Genomic DNA, 17,615 nt, shown 5'->3' with positions numbered 1-17,615 from the left:
TCGGGCCTTCGACCGGCGCGATGTCGCTGCCCGGCCCGCTCCCCTACGCTCCTTCCTGCGGCGAGCCATCGGGCTACGCTCCTCCCGTGAAACGCTCCACGAATCCGGTGTCGAACTCTCCCGCGATGAAGGACGGATCGTCGAGGATGCTTCGTAGAAACGGAATCGTCGTGTGGATGCCCTCGATGACGAACTCGTCGAGCGCGAAGCGGGCGCGTCGGATGGTCTGCTCCCGGTCGGCCCCGGAGACGATCACCTTGGCCAGAAGGGAGTCGTAGTACGGCGGAACGGAGTAGTCGGCGTAAGCGTGCGTGTCGAGACGAACACCTGGCCCGCCGGGCGTGTGGAAAGTGGTGATTCGTCCGGGCGAGGGCGCGAAGTTGCGTTCCGGGTCCTCGGCGTTCACCCTGAACTCGATGGAGTGTCCCGTGATCGGCGGCGGTGTCGAACCAAACGAGAGCGGTTCGCCCGCTGCGACCCGGATTTGCTCCTTTACCAGATCGACGCCGGTGGTCTCTTCGGTGACCGGGTGTTCCACCTGGATGCGGGTGTTCATCTCCATGAAGTAGAAGCCGCCGCGAGCGTCGAGCAGGAACTCCACCGTGCCTGCGCCCACGTAGTCGATCGCCTGCGCCGACCGCACCGCAGCCTCCCCCATCGCTTCCCTGAGCTCCGGAGTCAGGGCGACGGACGGCGCCTCCTCGAGGAGCTTCTGGTGGCGACGCTGGATCGAGCACTCCCGCTCCCAGAGATGGGTCACGTTGCCGTGACGGTCGCCGAAGATCTGGAATTCGACGTGGCGGGGGGCGACGATGAACTTCTCCAGGTAGACCCCGGGATGACCGAAGGCCGCCCGGGCTTCGTTCTGCGCGCCGGTGACCTGCGCTTCGAAGTCGTCTTCGCCTTCGACGATGCGCATACCCTTTCCGCCACCGCCCGCGGTCGCCTTCACCATGACCGGGAAGCCGATCTCGCGAGCGACCTCGAGGGCGTCGGCGGCTCCACGCACGAGCCCCGGCGACCCGGGCACCGTGGGCACGCCGCTGTTCGCCATCTGCCTGCGGGCGTTGGCCTTGTCGCCCATCGCCGTGATCTGGTCGCCCGTCGGCCCGATGAAGGTGATTTCAGCCTCGGCGCATATCTCGGCGAAATCCGCGTTCTCCGCGAGGAAGCCGTATCCGGGATGGATGGCGTCGGCCCCGGTGATCTCGGCGGCCGCCAGGATCATCGGAATGTTGAGGTAGCTCTCGGCCGCAGGAGCCGGCCCGATGCACACCGCCTCGTCGGCGAAGCGGACGTGCAGCGACTCCCGGTCGCTCTCCGAATAGACCGCTACGCTCTCGACGCGCAGTTCGCGACAAGCGCGGATCACGCGCAGCGCGATCTCGCCGCGGTTCGCGATCAGGACCTTGTTGAACAAGTTCGGTCCGGTCAGTCGGGATCGATGCGGAAGAGCGCCTGGCCGTACTCGACAGGTGCGCCGTTCTCCAGGCAGATCTCCACGACGGTCCCCGCCACCTCGGCCTCGAGTTCGTTCATGAGTTTCATCGCCTCGATTATACAGAGAGTGTCTCCGACCGAAACCCGCTCTCCACGACGCGTATAGGGTGGCGCGTTAGGCGAAGGCGCCCGGTAGAAGGTCCCGACCATGGGCGCGTTAACCTCGACGGTTTCGGAGCCCGATGAGCCGGGGTCGGCCTCGGTCTTCGGCGCCGATTCCTCAACTGCGCCGGCTGGTGCGGGTGGCGGCGCGATGGCCGCGGGGGCGGCCTGAACCACCTGCGGCAAAGGCGGCTTGACGATTCGGACCCGGGTCTCCCCCACCTCGAGCTCGAGCTCGTGTACGCCGCTGGCCTCTACCAGGACGACGAGCTGTTCCAAGTACGTCAGATCGAACTTGTTTTCCTTCATTTGGCTAACCTCCGACCCGGGACAGGTACTTGTCTTCGCGACGGTCGATCTTGATCACGTCGCCCTCGTTCACGAAGAGGGGCACCTGGACCACGGCCCCGGTCTCGAGCGTGGCGGGCTTGGTCGCGCCCTGGGCGGTGTCGCCCTTGAAACCGGGATCGGTTCGGGTCACTTCGAGCTCCACGAAGTTGGGTAGCTCGACGCTGATGACGTCGCCCTCGTGGGTCAGTCCGGCGCACTCCATGTTCTCCTTCAGGTACTTGAGCTGATCCTCGCCAACGAGCTCCCCGGCGATGGGGATCATGTCGAAGGTTTCGGCATCCATGAAGTGATGGAGCTGGCCGTCGCCGTACATGTAGTTCACCGGCCTCCGCTCCAGCCGGACATCGGTTACTTTTTCGCCCGCGCGGTATGTCCGGTCGACGACCGCGCCGGTAAGAACGTTCTTGAGCCGCGTACGCACGAAGGCGCCGCCCTTGCCGGGCTTGACGTGCTGGAAGTAGGTGATGGACCAGAGGTCGCCGTCGATCTCGAGCACCATGCCGTTGCGGAAGTCTGCCGTGGTGGCCATCTGTTAGCGGGTTCGGTGCGTCGGAGGATCGTCGGCGCGCAGCACTCCGTCGAGTCCGCGCAGAGCTAAAAGATAGCCCCTCACGCCGAATCCATATACGACGCCGACAGCCTTGGCCGAAACCAGCGACTTGCGGCGGAAAGGCTCGCGCCCTGCGGTATTCGAGATATGCACCTCGACGAAGGGGAGACCGGAGCCGACCAAGGCGTCGCGCAGCACCACCGACGTGTGCGTCAGCCCACCGGGGTTGATGATGATGCCGTCGACGTCCTCCCGGGATTCCTCGATCTCGTCGACCAGCTCCCCTTCCGAGTTCGACTGGAAGAACTTCACATTCAACCCGAGCTCGCGACCGAGCTCCGCGATCTCGCCGTTCACGGAGTCCAGGCTGAGGCTCCCGTAGGTCTCAGGTTCCCGCTTTCCGAGCGCGGCCAGGTTGGGACCGTTGACGACGAGTATCGTGCGCGCATCGGCAGGACCGCCCGGCTTGGACGCGGCGGACGGTTCGCTCGAACGGTCCACAGCGGAACCCTCGGCGCGCGCGGGCTCCGTAGCGGCCGGACCGGCGACGGGCTGCGCGGAGGTGGACGCATCTTCGCCGGCCAGATGTTCGAGCGCCGCCACGCACTCCTGTGCGATCTCGCCCAAGGGGTTCCGAGCCAGGATCCTGCGATAGGTCTCCTCGGCCTTTTGGCGGTACCCCTGGCGCAGGTAGAGCGCCGCGAGGGTGAGGGTTTCGATCGAGAACGGGGAGTCCTCGTCGCGGTCGGTCGCGTCGCCCTCGGCCGACCGGGTTGCGCGTGACGGGTCCGGTCCTTCCGCTTCCTCCGCCCCGACGGACGGGACGCTCTGTTCGGCGAGCAGACGCCCGACCTCACTGTTGTCCGGATCGAGCTCCCGGGCCGCCGCCGCCGCCGCCAACGCACCTTCCCTCTCCCCCAGGTCCTTCAGGACGCGAATCCTGACCACGTGGCCCGAACACCGGTCCGGGTCTCGAGCCAATCCCTCGTCCAGCGTCGCCCGAGCCTCCTCCAGCCGCCCCAGGCGTCTCTGGAGTTCGGCGATCGAAACGAAGGCCGAGCCGCTGACCTGCATTAGGGCCTCGAGGCGCGCGCTCAGTCTCCGAGTGTCGTCGATCGTGTCCGATTTGCTCATGCGATCTCTTGCGGAATTCGAGCCGCGGAGGAGAGCGGCCTCTCCCTAAACTAGAAATTGACGGGCCTGCGGTCAACGGGCGGGGAAGCACTCGGCGGCGTGCGCTCGGAATGGTTGCGGCGCCTCCACGAAGATCTGCTAAGGTGAAGAGGATGTCCCACGACATCGGGGACCTCGTGCCAGGCAGGAGTCGGGCGAGACGCATGCCGGAAACCGGGGAGGGCGGACGGATCTCGGGTTGAGGCAGGTGGACGAGGAGGTGCTCTGCGGTTATTCTTGTAGGCTGTGCACGTACCCCCGCCGCTCGTCCGCGAGTTCCGATTTCGGGGTCGAACACCCTCATCGCAGCCAGCCGCCCGCAGCGCGGCGCTTCCGCCCCCGAGCGGTTTACGGAGTCAGGCCTATGATGCGTCAGATGCGTGACGCCACCAAACCGATCATGATCGTGGCCGCCATAGCGTTCGTCGCGCTGATGGTGTTCGAATGGGGAGCCGACATCACCGGCCAGTCCGCCGGCGGACTCGGCGACGTCGGGTCGGTCAACGGTCGCAAAGTCAGCTACGACGAGTACATCCTTACCTACCAGTCGCTCTACCAGCAGGCGCAGGCGGTGCAGGAAGAGCCCATCCACTCGCAGCAGAATCGCGAGCTCGAGGATCAGGCCTGGGAAGAGATCGTCATCACGATACTGATCGAACAGGAGCTGGAGCGGCGCGGTATCACGGTAACCGACGAAGAGATCGCCCGGCTGGCTCCGATCGCGCCGCCCCCGCAGTTGGCGGCGGCGCCCGCGTTCCAGGACGCCGACGGGAATTTCGATATCTCTCTCTACCGGAACTGGCTCCGCGTGGCGCCGCCCCAGGAGCTGCTCCAGGTCGAGGAGCTCTACCGGAGCATCCTTCCGAGAGAAACGCTCTATCGTCAGCTCCAAGTCGGCAAGTTCATCCCCGACGCCGAGCTGTGGAGGAGCTACCGGGACGCCAACGAGCAGGTGACCGTTCGCTACCTGGCGCTCGATCCGCGAAGCCGGTACCGCGAGGCGGAGGCGCAGCCCACCGAGGAGGCCATCCGAGCCTACTATGCGGAGAAACGGGACGACTTCATGATTCCTGCCGAGGTCGAACTGCGCGCGGTCGTTATCGACAAGTCGCTGACCGCGGCGGATTCGGCCGCCGTAGAAACCTTGGCCGACAGCCTGCGCGGGGAGATCCTCGGGGGCGGCGACTTCGCGGAGATCGCCGGCGCTCGGTCGGTGGACGAGGGAAGCGCGGCCGCAGGTGGAGATCTAGGCACTTTCCCTCAGGGTACCATGGTGGCGCCTTTCGACAGCGCCGTCTTCGCCGCACCCGTCGGGCAGACGGTGGGGCCGGTACGCTCCGACTTCGGCCTGCACCTGATCGAGGTGACCGACCGCTGGGGAACCGACAGCGTATCGGCGCGACACATCCTTCTTGCCTTCGAGCTTTCGGAAGACCGCGAATTCGCCTTGCTCGAGCTGGCCGACTCGCTGGAGGATCTTGCAGAAGAGGTCTCGCTTGGCGACGCCGCCCTTCAGACCGGGCTCACGGCCTCCGAAGTCACGATGCGAGAGAATTTCCGCTTCATAACCGGTGTGGGCCAGGCGTGGGAGGGGTCCGACTGGGCGTTCGAAGAGGCCGAACCCGGAGACGTCTCGCCGGTATTCGAGACCGATCTCGCGTTTTACGCCCTCGAGCTCGTCGAGCGGCGGGCGGAACGCTTCCTGACCTTGGAGCAAGCCCGAGCGGCCATCTCGGCGACCCTGCTCTTCGAGCTGCAGATGGAGCTGGCCAGAGACGAGGCCGCCGGACTCCTGGATCGAATCGTCCAAGGCGAGGCGCTGGAATCGGTCGCCGAAGAGGCAGGCATCGAACTGGCCGAGGCGGGACCCTTCACCCGCGACGACAACGTTCCGGGGCTGGGGAGATGGAACGAAGCGACCGGCACCGCCTTCGGACTGCGTCCGGGCGAACTGAGCGAAGTCGTGAGCACGCCGGCCAGCGTCTACCTGATCGAGCAGATGAGCTTCGTGCCGGCGGATTCGGCCGCCTGGCTCAATCAACTGCCGATTCAGCGCTCCATCGAGAACACAGTGGCGCAGCAGACCGCCTGGAGCGACTGGCTAAACGCCCTGCGAGCCTCTGCGGATGTCGTCGACCGGCGAGCCCAAGTGATTCAGGCCCTCGAGGAGCAGTCCGAGCAGCAGCCGGCCATGCCGCCCATCTTCGAGTAAGGCCTCTACTTCCCGTCCGAAGTGGTCAGGCTGCGTGTCCCGGAGTCGCTTCCATCCTCACCGGCACCCGAAGCGAGCTGGGCCGGATCGGACGCCGTTCGATGGATGCTCTTGCGCTCCTTGGGAATCGTCAGTTCGCGCTGGACCTCCCGCACCGAGCCTTTGAACTCCCTGATTCCCTTCCCCAGGGAGGACCCGATCTCAGGAAGGCGCTTGGCACCGAAGAGTAGGAGGGCGATGAGAAATACTACTACGAGTTCGCCGATTCCGGGGGTGCCGATCATGTCTACGCTCCTTTCGGTGTAAGGTCGGTCAGATCAAAGCCACGAACGGACCACGAGCGCGACCACGATCACTCCGATCACGGTCAGCGCGTTTGCAAATATAGTGAACGACAGGGTGAAAGCAAGCACCAGCAGGTCGACGGAGAGCGGACCGAAGGTTATCTCCACCGAGGTGGTGAGGGCGTCGCGGGCCGCGCTGTCAGCGAGCAGCCTTTCGCAGAGCAAGGTCAGCAGCCCGCCCAGAAGAAAGCCTAGCACCAAGGTCAGGACTCCTCTCCACGCCCGATGGGAAGTGGCTTTGTTCATTCGGTCCGGACCCTCCTGTTCCCTGTTCGAAGAGCCGGTCGGCCAGCACTCGTTCTGGACCTAGACCGGGAGCGTATAATCTGCCAGAATCGGCGAGATGTGCAAGGCCCCGGGTCGCCATACCGATGACCTCGACCTCCACCGGCCTTCCTCCGCGCCGGGTCGCCAACTTCTCGATCTCGTCGTAGATCGGTGCCGCGGATCGACTCTCGGCATCTTCCAGATTCATGGAGACCTGGATCCGCCCGGTGGACGGAAGAGCGATGCCGAGGGCGCGCAGACCGGCGAATCCGCCGCCCGTCTCCCGTATGAGAGAAGCTATCTCCCGCGCCGCCGCCAGATCGAGTCCCTCCAGGTAGACGTTCCACGCGAGGAGCGGTGCGCGGGCAGCGACGCAGGTGACGCCGGCACTGGGATGCGGAGCCCTTCGAGGCCCGCCCGCCGGAGACTGAAGGTCCGGCTCACGGCCTGAGGAGAACCCCCCTGCGAGGGCCTCGAAGCCACCGCGCCGGATCTCGGCGAGACCCCGCCCGGGCGGATCGGAAGCCTGGGCGTAGTAGTAGACCGGCACGCCGAGCCCGGCTATGCGTCGGCCCACCCTGTGCGCCGATTCGACCGCATCCGCCATCTCCATTTCACGAAGGGGTAGAAACGGAAGCACGTCGAGCGAACCGACCCTCGGATGCGCACCGGAGTGCCCGCGCAGATCGATGGAGTCGCGCGCGAGTTCGGCTGCGAAGAGGCAGGCGTCCTCCACAGCGGCCGGATCTCCGACCACTGTGGCGACGCTGCGGTGGTGATCCGGGTCCGACGAGTGATCGAGAAGCTCGGTCCCGGGCCGGCTCAGCGCGTCGACCAAGGCCGCCACCAAGGCGGGATCCCGCCCTTCGGAGAAGTTGGGGACGGCCCCGAGCACGCGACTCACCTCGCTACCATAAGCCCGACGTTGTTCGGCTGGGTCTGGAACGCCCAGTTGAAGATCACCACGGGTTCGTTCGACTCGGTGAACCCCAGCATGTCGGGGCGGATCACGCCGTAGTGGCGCTCTCCGTCGTCTCCCGTCACCCTCAGAACGTAGCTCGTCTGCGTCTCCAACGGCATCGCGTCGGACACGTAGCCCGAGGTCGGAGCCCTGCGCACATCGACGCAGTTGGCGTCCGAGCCCGGACCGCAGCGGAGCGCCGTGGTGCGGAACGGGGTGGGGAAAATGGCGGTGCCCGGCCCCGGGACCATGAACCAGGCCTCTGATCCGACCTCGAGCCGGAAGTGTCGCAACCGGGAATCTCCGTCCACGATCGGATCGTTTTCCTCCGTCTCCTGGAAACGGAATCCCGAGAGCTCCCGCCTCTCGTGGTAGTCGTAGATGATCTCGCCGTGGAAGTCCGGGCGGGGAGTGGCTTCCGCCCAGTCGCTCAGCACCCCCTCGTGGCCGTGGTGATCGACGGCCGCCACCGAGTAGCGCACCGTTCCGCCGTTCTCGGCACGGCTGTCGAGGAAGCTCTCGGAGTCGGTCTCGCCCACGAGGATCAGCTCCCCGTCCGATTCCACGTAGACTCGGTAGAAATGCCAGTCCTCCGCAGTGCGTGAGTACTCGTCCCATCGAAGGTAGTTCGCATCGTCGAGCGGTATCGCCTCGATGAACGTGGGTGCGGGTGGAGCTCCGAAATCCGGCACGTTCGTCAGGACGACCTCGCTCGGGGCCTCCTCACCGGTCTCGACATCGAAGGTCGAGACGTAGTATTCGTAGGTGGAGTTGGCGTCGATGTTGATGTCCAGGTACTGGCAGTACGAGCTCTTGCAGTTCGACACCTCCGCGATCAGAATGAAGTCGCCGTCGCGCGGACCCCGGGAATAGACGAGGAACGACTCGCCGTTCCAATGGTCAGGCAAATCCCACTCCACGGTGACGGCCCTGGCGTAGTAGCTCGCACCGAGATTCGCCGGCGGCTGGGGACCCCCCAGGCAGCAGAGGAGATCCTCGCACGCGGTGACGATCGTCAACATGCCGGTCAGGAGCAGGGTGATGGACAGTTTCTTCATGTGGTTCCTCGCTCTCCGCAGGGATGGCCGGGAGCTTCCCGGAGTATGGGTCGATGTTCGCCCGGTTCCGCAAACCTCGTGCCACCCCGGAGGCCACTCTCGGACCGGAGATGGTCTGCCACCCGGCGAAAGAACAACTGTCGGCGACCGTCGCGTGTCCTTTATTTCGGACGCGCCGGGTTCTCCCTACCGGAAACTGCGGGTTCGCCCGCTTCCGGCTTCGGGGTTCCGCTGCTCGTAATCGAACTTGAGATCCCGGTTGTCGAGCAGGGCGACCTCGAAGCGGAAGCTCCAATTGCCCGTTGCGGTCTTGAGGAAGTCGAAGTGCGCCTGCCAGCGGTGCAGGTCGCGCGTGAGACGTATGATGTGGTCGTTGAAGGCGTTCCGCGAAACGTCGTACGAGGTCCGCCAGCTCAGGTCCCACATGTCGGTGGGCTTCATGGTGAAGTCGCTCGACACCATCTGGCCCGTGTTCCTACCGAAACCGCCACCGTCCTCCCCCCCGGCGCGGGGACGCTGAAGAGAATACGACAGCTGCACGCGCCATCCGCCACCTGCGGCTCGGCCGCCGCCAGCACCGCCGATGTTCTGTCCACCTGCCCGGTTCTCGGTGGCGAAGCCCCTGGGAGCGGTCTGTGGGATGATCGAAGACTCGTCGTTCGTCGTCGCGTCGTCGAACGGGGAGAGGGTGGCGGGTTCGTCGTCCGCACTCGTGCCGTCGCCGCCTCCCAGCGCTCGGGTCAGCCACCGGAACAGGGACGACCCGGAGCCCATGCCGAAGCCGAAGTTCATCTGTGAGAGATGAGGCGCGAAACGGCGCCCGGTGGGCAGGTCCTCGAAGAGATCGTGTTCGACCGACACCGTGAGCCCGCGCAGGAAGTCCGAGGAGATCTGATTGTTCAGGCGGGTGGTTTCGAAGCCGTCGAGAAAGGCGCCTTGCGAGTCCGCCACCACGAAATCGTAGCGAACCACGCTGGTGCGGAGCGAAAGCAGGTTGACCGGGGTCGTGCGCTGAATGCGTCGAGGGCCGTCGCTATCGGCCCCTGCGGTCAGAGCATCCGATACCGGTTCCGCCTCCTGCACGGGCGGTTCCATCCGCTCCTCGGAAACGGCGGTGTCGCCGGCCGCAGGGTCGTCCGGCCCCGGCACACCTTCCACCTCGGCGGTCGCGCCGGTCGTATCCTCCTCGGCCAGGCCGACATCGACATCCGATTCGACCTCGCGCGGCTTGGCCTCCCAGGTCTGGTTGACGGTGAGCGAGATGACGTTCTTCGGCTGGAGCGCGCGGGCTCCGAACACGTCTCGCTGAAGTTGGGAGGGTTGAGCTCCCGGACTCCATTCGTACTCGAACGACGGCGAGAACTTGTGGCGGATCATCTCGAATTCGCCGAAGCCCGGTCCGAAACCGTAGATGTCGGTCTTGAGGTTGGCGCCGAACGAAGTGCGCACCGGCGCGGCCACGAAGGATTGCGCCAGAGTCGAGGTATCTGAACGTTGCAGGTTGCCGGAGAACCTAACCGAGGGAGTTATCGTCGTCGAGCCGACGAGCTGTTGCTGGAAGTCGATCCCGGTCGTCCAACTCAGCGTCGCGTCGGCGATCGAGCGGGCCGGGACTCCGACCACCAGCTCGTTCGTGTCGGCTGAGTCGCCCAGGAGAAGGTAGGCCTCGGGAACGTCGAGCGTGAGCTCCTCGTTGAGGTCCACGTTCTGGCGGATGGAGAGATTCCCAAGCGAGAGCGAGTGCCTGATTCCGGCGTTGAGTCGGTCGTTGGAAGCGCTGCGGATGTCGAATATCTCCGGCTGCGGACGGCTCGTGGTCGCGCGCGAGAAGGAGGCCGAGCCCGACCAGGTCATGTTGTTGAAGAGACCGGCCCGGTTGGCGGGAGCAGGAAAGAGCGTAATGGTGGAGAGCGAAAGGTTGGCTGTGGGCAGAGTCCATTCGGTGCGGTCGTCCGAGAGGTATTGGCGACGATTCGCGCTTAGGGCGAGCGAACCCCAGTCGAAGCGCCGGCTCACACCCCCCTGCGAGTCGATCGACTGGGTCACCTCGGTCGGATCGAAGGAGTTCTGACGCACGAAGTCGGTGTCGGAGGCGAAGCTTCCCGCCATGCGGATCTGCGTCCGCTCGTCGACCTCCCAGTCGTGTCGGGTGTCGAAGGCGAGCTTGGTGCTGCCGTCGACCCCCCAGTAGCGACGCGCGGTCAGACTGCCGCTCAGGAACTTTTTCGCCAGGTTGTACTGCGCGGACCCGCTCAGAGAAACGAAGTTGTCGCTGAACCAGTCCACCGCCGTGGTGGCGTCCAGATAATCGTTGATGGCCCAGTAGAAGCCCAGGTTGCTTATGCGACGCTTGTATCCGCTCGAACCGCGGATCACGTCGTTGACGCTGAAGCGGGGCGTGAGAATGCCCGACTGCCGACCCTCGGCCAAGCTCTGGACGATGAACGGGAGCCGCATCACCGGCACGTCCTCGAAGTAGAGGCGCACGTCTCGCCCGACCAGCACGGACTCGTTCACTATCTTCATGTCGCCCATGGCGAAGTGATAGTGAGGTTTGTCGAGCTCGCACGAGGTGAAGTGGCCCGCAGTGAGGAAGAGCGAGTCCGCCGTGGCGAAGGGCATGTCGCCCTGGACGGCCCAGGTCGTGCCGCCTTCTCGGTATTCGGTGCTGGCGCCCCGAGCCGACCCGTAGGCGTCGCCCACGTGGTAGACCAAGGCGTCCGCCTCCAGAGGTTCTCCCTGCGAATTGGTCAGCGACGGGTTGCCGCGCGCGCTCACCAGGCTCTGGCCCTCGTCGTACTCGATGGTGGTGTCGGCCTGGACGTTGATGTCGCCTCGGGTCAGCCGCACGCCGCTCGAACCCTCGCCTCTCTCCAGCAGAAAGCGGCGCGAGATGGCATCGAAACTGGCAAGTTCGGCCTCGTAAGTCGTGACAGAGAATCCGGGAAGCGCGAGGAGAACGGCGGCGACCGAATCCGACCGATCGAGGTTTGCGTTTCCTGTTCGCAGCTCCTCTTCCCGTATCGAGTCCGCCACGAAGAGAGCGCTGTCGGCCCCAGTGGGCCTCGCGAGTCGTTCGAGTCGTTCGAGGAGCCTCAGCCGCAGCGAGTCCGGCTCCTCGGCGCCGGCCGTCTGCCCGGCGACGATCTCCGGGACTGCGGCCGAGAGAGAGAGGACGGCAAGGAGCGGGAGTGCGCGGGAGCGCCGCAGTTTGAGCGGGAGCGCCATTCGGATTATCCTGCCGCTACCGAGTCGGGGGGAGGATCGAGGTCTGCGTCGAGTTCCTCGGCGGCCTGCTTCTTCCTGCGATAGACCAGGACCGAGAGCCAAATGCCCACCTCGTAGAGGAGGACCAGCGGCACCATCATCAGGATCGTCAGGGAGATGACGTCGCCGGGAGTGATGACGCTGGCCCCCGCCGCGATGGCGACGATGGCATGACGGCGCTTGGCACGAAGCCACTGCGGGGTCACGATCCCGATCATTGAGAGGACGAGTACGACGATGGGCAGCTCGAAGACTACCCCGAAGGCGATAAGGATCTTGACGATGAAGCCCAGAGTGCGGTTGATCTCGAGGTCGGCCGTGAGTGAGCCTTCCTGAAACGAGTTGAAGAACTCGAGCGTGACCGGGAGCGCGACGAAATAGGCGAGGCTCATCCCGGCCAGGAAAAGCAAGACGGTGAAGTAAAGGGCGGGCACGATCGCCCGGCGTTCGCGGGTCTCCAGCGCCGGCGAGAGGAACCTCCATACCTGCGAGACGACGATGGGCGACGCCAGCACCAGCCCCAGATAGAGCGCGAGCTTCAGGGTTACGAAGAACGGGTCGGCGGGCGAGAGGTACTGGAGCATGAGGTCGGGATCGTTCGCGACCTCGCGCACAGGCGCGATGAGCAGTTCCAGGACATCGAAGAGATAGACGACGGCGAAACCGATGCCCATGCCCACCATGATCGCGAGAAGCGACCAGAGAACCACCCAGCGCAGTTCTTCCAGGTGGTCGAGGAAGGGCATCTCGCCGCGGGGATTCGAACGCCGACTCAAGAATGACTCCTCAGGTGACGGCCCCGCGCACTCCCATTGGCCAAAATCAGCCTTCGTCCGGGGATGGATCCACGGACCCGAGCGGGGTCAGCGTTAATTCCGATTGGTTGCGGGTCATGGCCTCGCGCCGACGAACCCGGATCATCTCCTCTGCGATCCTTTCAAACTCTTCGGCGTCCTGAAAGTTCCTGTAAACGGAGGCGAAGCGCACGTAGGCCACGTGATCGAGAGCCCGCAGCCGGTCCATGACGAGCTCGCCGATCTCGCCGCTCGAAATCTCGTTTCCCATGGTGCCGGAAACCCGGTCCTCCACGGCGTCGGCGATGCTCTCGAGCTGGACGGGCGAGACCGGTCGTTTGGCGCACGCGGCCCGCATGCCCTTGATTAGCTTGTCGCGGCTGAAGTCCTCGGCGGATCCCGACCTCTTGGAGACCTGAGGCGTGCGTTCGGCGACGTACTCGTAGGTGGTGAAGCGAGTTTCGCAGTCGGCGCACTCCCGACGACGCCTCACGGCCCTGCCCTCCCGGCTCTCCCGGCTGTCGACCACACGGTTGCGGCCGGTGCCATTGCAGCTTGGACAGCGCATCCCGCCTCCGGCGACTATCCGCCGCCGACTTCGGCGAGCTTGTCGGCGGCGACTTCGGCTATGTCGGTCCCCGCATAGGTGTTCACGATCAGCTCCAAGTTGGCGATCCCTTCGACGCGGTTGCCGGTCTCGAGCTGGATCAGGGCCATCTGGTAGAGGGCGTGGGGGGCGCGCGCGGCGGTGGGAAAGCGGGAGCGAAGTTCGCGGAAGCCGGCGAGAGCCGTGTCCGGGTCGCCTTCCAGATGGGAAATCTGCGCGAGATGGAACGCGGCTTCGGGGGCGAGATCGTGATTGGGAAAGGTCGTCAGTAACTCCTCCAGGGCCATGCGGGCCGTACCGAGCGAGCCGTCCTGCATGAAGCTCAAGCCGGTCTCGAAGAGCTCGGACGGATCCGGGCTGCCCTCTTCGCGCTGGAGCGTCGCGCCGTCCGCTACCGTGGTCTCCGCCTCCCGGGCTCCTCGAACGGCGAGTTGCGCGAGAGCGTCGTCGAACGTGGCTCGCAAGGCGGCGATGCCTCTCTGGTTCTCGCCGACCACGCTCTCGAGCCGGACGAAGGCGTCTCTGATCTCGCGCAGTTCGCCAAAGAGCCCGCCGCGCAGGTCGAAGATCTCATTCGACTGGTCGTTCAGCCTTCCCTGCGTGCTGCCGGTTTCGCGCAGGATCTCCCGGATGAGTCGATTCTGCTCGGCGAGGACGGAATCCTGGCGGACCGCGATCCTGCGCATGTCTAGATGCATTTCCTCCAGGTCGCCGCTACTTGCGCATGCTCCTGCGGCCAAGACGAGCATGCCTGCCGCCAGCCTGCCAATCGCCGCCCGTTTCACCGTTGACTCCGCCACCTTGCTCTCCTCGTGCTCACCTGCACCCGGCGACCGGTCCACCGTGTTGGCCGGCCGCTGTCGCTTCGTACACCGTCCCGGCGCTGCGGGTCGCCCCGGCGGTGCTCTCCACGCCGGCCGTGGCGTGGAGATGCGTCTAAGTCCTATTGCCGATTCGGCGGATTGATGGAGTTCGCACCCGCGGTTATACGGAACTCGACCCGCCGGTTACGGGCCCAGGCCGCCTCGCCGGATCCTCGGTCTGCCGGCTGTTCCTCGCCGAACGAAACGAGAGAGAAGCGCGCCTCGGCCAGCCCGAATCCGGTCAGGAAGTCCCTGATCGCCACTGCGCGACGATTGCCCAGCGCGATGTTGTACTCGGTGGAGCCACGCTCGTCGGCGTGGCCCTCCAGACGAATCTGAACCTGAGGGCTCGCATCGAGGATCTCGGCCTTCTCACGCATGAGGGCTCGTTGGTCGGCACGTATCTCCGAAGCGTCGTAGTCGAAGTAAACCTGCATCTCGAGGGTGGAGAGCGCCGACTCGATCGCCCTGTCGCGCGCCGCTTCATCGGCGCGGCGTGCATCGGCTTCGGCCTGCGCCCGGGCGATGGAATCCGCGCGGGCTCGGGCGAGCGCCTCGGCTCGGGCGGCCGAATCAGGGTCGGGGCCTACGGGTGCGGGAACGGTCTCGACTTGGTTTCCACCACAGGCGGCCAGGACGACGGTTACGGCGAAGGCGGCCAGGGTGAGGGAGCGGAAGGTCATCTGGTTCACTCGAATGCATGGTGGATTCGGACCCGATCCCGCGCCGCGCGGGCGCATCGGGCTGGGGACGGTCGGTAGGCCGGTCTTGGGGAGCCTTTGCTGGGGAAACTGCCTACGGCCCACAGGTGTCAATGTGCAGACGGAGGGCATGAGTGTCAAGTCGAATCGTCCGCCTCCACGGGTTGTCGCGCGGTCCCCCGCGGCCAGGTTCCTAACGACACGTCACCTTACCGGGTGGAAGGGAGCCGGACCACGCCGGCAGCCCCACCTGCCTGCCGCCGACCAGCAGACGCAGACGCCCTGACGCGACGTCCACGACGAAAAGGCCGTAACCCCAGGACCTCTCTCCGACAAAGACTATGTGCCTCCCGTCGGGTGCCCAGCTCGGGTCCTCGTTGTTGCCCTCGGAGGTGAGCTGCCGGAGCCTGCGTCCCCCGTTGGCGAGATCCGCCACGAGAATCTGGTATCTGCCGGTCCGTACCCGACCATGGAAGGTGACGAGGTCGTCGAGCGGCGACCAGTCGGGTGCCGCGTAGTGGCCGGCATTGCCGTACTCGTAGGGCGACAGCGTCTGGGCGCCACCGCCTCCGCCGGGCATCACCATGATCTGAGGAACGGCATCGCCGAAGCGATTGGTGTTGAACGCCAGTTGCGACCCGTCGGAGGAAAAGGTGGGGGAGAGGTCGTAATGCGCTCCGCCGGTGAGGCCGGCCAGGCAGCAGTCGCGCTCGATATCGTACCCGAAGATGCCGCTGCGCGCGCTCCCGGTCACTGCGAACACGAGCTCGCGCCCGTTGGGATGGAAGGAGGGAGTGATGTAGTCGCCCTCTCCCACTACGGGTTCGAGCATGCGTTCGGCCCGGCTCTCGAGATCCATGAGGTAGAGGCGGGGCAGGCCGGTCCGGTAGGAGGTGTACGCCAATCGGCTCAAATCCGGCGACCACGTCGGAGAAAGGACGATGCTCCGATGAGCGGTGAGCTGCGTGAGTCCGTGTCCGTCGGAATCGATCACGTAGATGTCCTTGTGGTACCGATTGTCGGTCATGGTGAACGCGATGCAGCTGGCGGCCATCCCAGGCGAGCCAGTCGCCCAACGCACGATCTCGTCGGCGGCCCGATGGACCGCCATGCGAAAGCCGTCCGACTCGGTGTCCGGCACACGGAACCGCCCGGTCTGCTCGGTCACGCCGTAGAGGACGTCGTGAAGGGCCACCGCGAGGACGAATCCGTCGCCCGCCCCCTCCACGGTGCCGGTCACCAGCCAGGATGCGCCGATCCGGTCCCAGAGCGCGAAGTCGACGGTGCCTCCCACCAATGCCGCCGGAAGTGAATCCAGCACCTCGAAACGGTCGGAGTTCACCAGATCGTTGGCGATTATCTCCTCGATCTCCCACGCGACCGCAACTCCGCCGAACGTGCCCGTGAAGGGCTGGATGCCGAGAGCCGGCCTAGGCTCGTTCTCGTACACCAGTCCTAGGCGGACGCCGGGAATCTGCTGATCCTGAGCGCTCGCGGGGGACGGAGCGAGAGCGCACCAGGCGGCTGCGGCGGCAAGGGCGACATTTCGGGAGGCGGCTGTCATCGGTTCACTCCTGTAGTCGGGGCGCGGTCCGCTATGGAAACACGGACAGGATGGGATCGGCGGTCGGGCCCTGGGTCCGGGCATCCCCCGAGGGCCGGAAGTCGAAGGCCACCGGCAGCCGCTCGTAGGGAAGTCCTTCCGGGAGGGGGCCGAACCTGCCCTTACCGGCGCAATCGACCACGGCGCGCAGCGCCTGGAAGTCGAAGTCGGTGTTCCCGGATCTCGCGAGGAACCTGGCGTCGGTGACCGATCCGTCCTTGAGAATCGCGAACGCCACCGTGGTCTCCCACCGCCCCTCCGCCGGACGACGGAAGCAGCGGTTGATCTGCCGGATGATGTTCTCGTAGTACTCGGGATATTCGCGACGCACTCCTTCCAGACGCGCGTTGATGTCCTCGCCGGTTTCTTCGGCATCAGCTTCTTCCGTGGTGGTCGCTTCCGTCGTCTCGTCGGCCACCTCGACGGGCTCCGACACGTCCGCCGTCAGCTCCGGTTCGCGTTCCGGCACCTCCGGTTCCGGCGCTTCGGCTTCATCCACGGGATCGGGCTCGTCCGGTTCGGGCTCGTCCTCCACCATCGGTTCCGGTTCAGGTTCCACCACCGGCTCCGGCTCAGGTTCCACCACCGGCTCCGGTTCGGGTTCCAGGGCTTCCGCCGGCTCGGCGGCAGGGGTCTCCGTGACGATCTCTTCCGCGGCATCCTGTTCGACCTCGGCCAGCTCCATAGGCGCGGGCGAGACCAGTTCGACATCGGGAATCACGAACTCGACCTGCGGACGGGTCGTCTTGGCGGAGAGCCAGGCCGCGACCAGGACGACGAGATGAACACCGGCCGAGAAGGCCAGGCTGAAGCGGTCGATCCTCTTCGCCTCGCTCATGCTTCAGTTTTCGCTATGAGGTTCGGCGACCACCGACCAGGAGATGCCGCTGTTGGCCACCGCCGCCATGACGCGCACCACGGGGCCGAAGTCCGCGAGCGAATCGCCGCGGATGTAGACGCGCTCCACGCCCGAGACCTCGACTATCTGCGCGAGGCCGGAGCCGAGCTCGTCGAGATCGACCGCCGTTTCCTCCAGATAGACCGTGCCGTCGGCGGCTATCGTGATATAGAGGGGGTCCTCGCCCGCCGTGAGCGGCCGCACCTCCGCGCGCGGCACCGAGACCTCGATTCCGCCCTGAAGGATCGGCGCGGTTATGATGAAGATGATGAGCAGCGTGAAGGCGACGTCGACCAGACTGGTGACGTTGATCTCGGCCCTGACCGAGATCGGTTGTTCGCGAACCCGCCTCGGCACCTGGCAG

17 protein-coding genes are annotated in these 17,615 nt (G+C 65.6%); 1 reads left to right on the top strand and 16 read right to left on the bottom strand.

Going from position 1 to position 17,615, the window contains the following annotated elements:
• Positions 1-73 precede the first annotated feature (73 nt).
• From accC to aroQ, 4 genes are read right to left on the bottom strand one after another with little or no spacing between them, the layout of a single operon-like run.
• Entirely contained in the window at positions 74-1,420 is a 1,347-nt protein-coding gene (gene accC / locus J4G12_07000; GenBank protein ID MCE2455556.1) for an acetyl-CoA carboxylase biotin carboxylase subunit, read from the bottom strand.
• 11 nt (positions 1,421-1,431) lie between these two features.
• Positions 1,432-1,911: an acetyl-CoA carboxylase biotin carboxyl carrier protein gene (accB, locus tag J4G12_06995; protein ID MCE2455555.1), complete on the bottom strand. Its 480-nt coding sequence runs from the start codon at positions 1,909-1,911 to the stop codon at positions 1,432-1,434.
• 4 nt (positions 1,912-1,915) lie between these two features.
• Complete coding sequence (gene efp, locus J4G12_06990) at positions 1,916-2,482, bottom strand: elongation factor P (protein ID MCE2455554.1); 567 nt, start codon at positions 2,480-2,482, stop codon at positions 1,916-1,918.
• Between the two features lie 3 nt (positions 2,483-2,485).
• Entirely contained in the window at positions 2,486-3,577 is a 1,092-nt protein-coding gene (gene aroQ / locus J4G12_06985) for a type II 3-dehydroquinate dehydratase (GenBank protein MCE2455553.1), read from the bottom strand.
• A 466-nt stretch (positions 3,578-4,043) separates the two neighbouring features.
• Here aroQ and J4G12_06980 point away from each other — a divergent pair, with 466 nt between their 5' ends.
• Positions 4,044-5,888, top strand: coding sequence for a peptidylprolyl isomerase (locus J4G12_06980; protein MCE2455552.1), 1,845 nt, complete (start codon positions 4,044-4,046; stop codon positions 5,886-5,888).
• 5 nt (positions 5,889-5,893) lie between these two features.
• Here J4G12_06980 and J4G12_06975 read toward each other — a convergent pair whose 3' ends face one another.
• The 12 genes from J4G12_06975 to J4G12_06920 form a co-directional block, all read right to left on the bottom strand.
• Positions 5,894-6,172, bottom strand: a complete 279-nt coding sequence (locus J4G12_06975; protein MCE2455551.1) for a twin-arginine translocase TatA/TatE family subunit — start codon at positions 6,170-6,172, stop codon at positions 5,894-5,896.
• Positions 6,173-6,205: 33 nt separating this feature from the next.
• The gene (locus J4G12_06970; GenBank protein MCE2455550.1) at positions 6,206-6,430 is read right to left on the bottom strand and encodes a DUF4321 domain-containing protein; all 225 of its coding nucleotides are present in this window, start codon (positions 6,428-6,430) and stop codon (positions 6,206-6,208) included.
• Complete coding sequence (locus J4G12_06965; protein ID MCE2455549.1) at positions 6,372-7,394, bottom strand: glutamate formiminotransferase; 1,023 nt, start codon at positions 7,392-7,394, stop codon at positions 6,372-6,374. The genes J4G12_06970 and J4G12_06965 overlap by 59 nt, the downstream gene beginning before the upstream one ends.
• A 5-nt stretch (positions 7,395-7,399) precedes the next feature.
• Complete coding sequence (locus J4G12_06960) at positions 7,400-8,518, bottom strand: hypothetical protein (GenBank protein MCE2455548.1); 1,119 nt, start codon at positions 8,516-8,518, stop codon at positions 7,400-7,402.
• Between the two features lie 186 nt (positions 8,519-8,704).
• Entirely contained in the window at positions 8,705-11,746 is a 3,042-nt protein-coding gene (locus J4G12_06955) for an LPS-assembly protein LptD (GenBank protein MCE2455547.1), read from the bottom strand.
• Positions 11,747-11,751: 5 nt separating this feature from the next.
• Positions 11,752-12,561 (bottom strand): twin-arginine translocase subunit TatC, encoded by an 810-nt coding sequence (tatC, locus tag J4G12_06950; GenBank protein ID MCE2455546.1) that lies wholly within the window; start codon positions 12,559-12,561, stop codon positions 11,752-11,754.
• 46 nt (positions 12,562-12,607) lie between these two features.
• Positions 12,608-13,147: a transcriptional regulator NrdR gene (nrdR, locus tag J4G12_06945; GenBank protein MCE2455545.1), complete on the bottom strand. Its 540-nt coding sequence runs from the start codon at positions 13,145-13,147 to the stop codon at positions 12,608-12,610.
• Between the two features lie 14 nt (positions 13,148-13,161).
• Entirely contained in the window at positions 13,162-13,986 is an 825-nt protein-coding gene (locus J4G12_06940; GenBank protein MCE2455544.1) for a tetratricopeptide repeat protein, read from the bottom strand.
• Positions 13,987-14,129: 143 nt separating this feature from the next.
• Complete coding sequence (locus J4G12_06935; GenBank protein MCE2455543.1) at positions 14,130-14,732, bottom strand: OmpA family protein; 603 nt, start codon at positions 14,730-14,732, stop codon at positions 14,130-14,132.
• Positions 14,733-14,943: 211 nt separating this feature from the next.
• Positions 14,944-16,314, bottom strand: coding sequence for a PD40 domain-containing protein (locus J4G12_06930; GenBank protein ID MCE2455542.1), 1,371 nt, complete (start codon positions 16,312-16,314; stop codon positions 14,944-14,946).
• A 31-nt stretch (positions 16,315-16,345) separates the two neighbouring features.
• Positions 16,346-17,191 (bottom strand): TonB C-terminal domain-containing protein, encoded by an 846-nt coding sequence (locus tag J4G12_06925; GenBank protein ID MCE2455541.1) that lies wholly within the window; start codon positions 17,189-17,191, stop codon positions 16,346-16,348.
• A 3-nt stretch (positions 17,192-17,194) separates the two neighbouring features.
• Complete coding sequence (locus tag J4G12_06920; protein MCE2455540.1) at positions 17,195-17,608, bottom strand: biopolymer transporter ExbD; 414 nt, start codon at positions 17,606-17,608, stop codon at positions 17,195-17,197.
• Positions 17,609-17,615 lie beyond the last annotated feature (7 nt).

It is taken from the genome of Gemmatimonadota bacterium (genome assembly GCA_021295815.1).
GTDB lineage: Bacteria > Gemmatimonadota > Gemmatimonadetes > Longimicrobiales > Gaopeijiaceae > JAGWBQ01.
The sequence above is the reverse complement of the archived record's forward strand: the minus strand, read 5'-3'. Positions and strand labels throughout refer to the sequence as shown.

Coding starts and splice junctions, on each gene's coding strand:
- accB (MCE2455555.1), bottom strand. CDS start 1,911: ATGAAGGAAAACAAGTTCGATCTGACGTACTTGGAACAGCTCGTCGTC.
- efp (MCE2455554.1), bottom strand. CDS start 2,482: ATGGCCACCACGGCAGACTTCCGCAACGGCATGGTGCTCGAGATCGAC.
- aroQ (MCE2455553.1), bottom strand. CDS start 3,577: ATGCAGGTCAGCGGCTCGGCCTTCGTTTCGATCGCCGAACTCCAGAGA.
- J4G12_06980 (MCE2455552.1), top strand. CDS start 4,044: ATGCGTCAGATGCGTGACGCCACCAAACCGATCATGATCGTGGCCGCC.
- J4G12_06975 (MCE2455551.1), bottom strand. CDS start 6,172: ATGATCGGCACCCCCGGAATCGGCGAACTCGTAGTAGTATTTCTCATC.
- J4G12_06960 (MCE2455548.1), bottom strand. CDS start 8,518: ATGAAGAAACTGTCCATCACCCTGCTCCTGACCGGCATGTTGACGATC.
- J4G12_06955 (MCE2455547.1), bottom strand. CDS start 11,746: ATGGCGCTCCCGCTCAAACTGCGGCGCTCCCGCGCACTCCCGCTCCTT.
- nrdR (MCE2455545.1), bottom strand. CDS start 13,147: ATGCGCTGTCCAAGCTGCAATGGCACCGGCCGCAACCGTGTGGTCGAC.
- J4G12_06935 (MCE2455543.1), bottom strand. CDS start 14,732: ATGACCTTCCGCTCCCTCACCCTGGCCGCCTTCGCCGTAACCGTCGTC.
- J4G12_06930 (MCE2455542.1), bottom strand. CDS start 16,314: ATGACAGCCGCCTCCCGAAATGTCGCCCTTGCCGCCGCAGCCGCCTGG.
- J4G12_06925 (MCE2455541.1), bottom strand. CDS start 17,191: ATGAGCGAGGCGAAGAGGATCGACCGCTTCAGCCTGGCCTTCTCGGCC.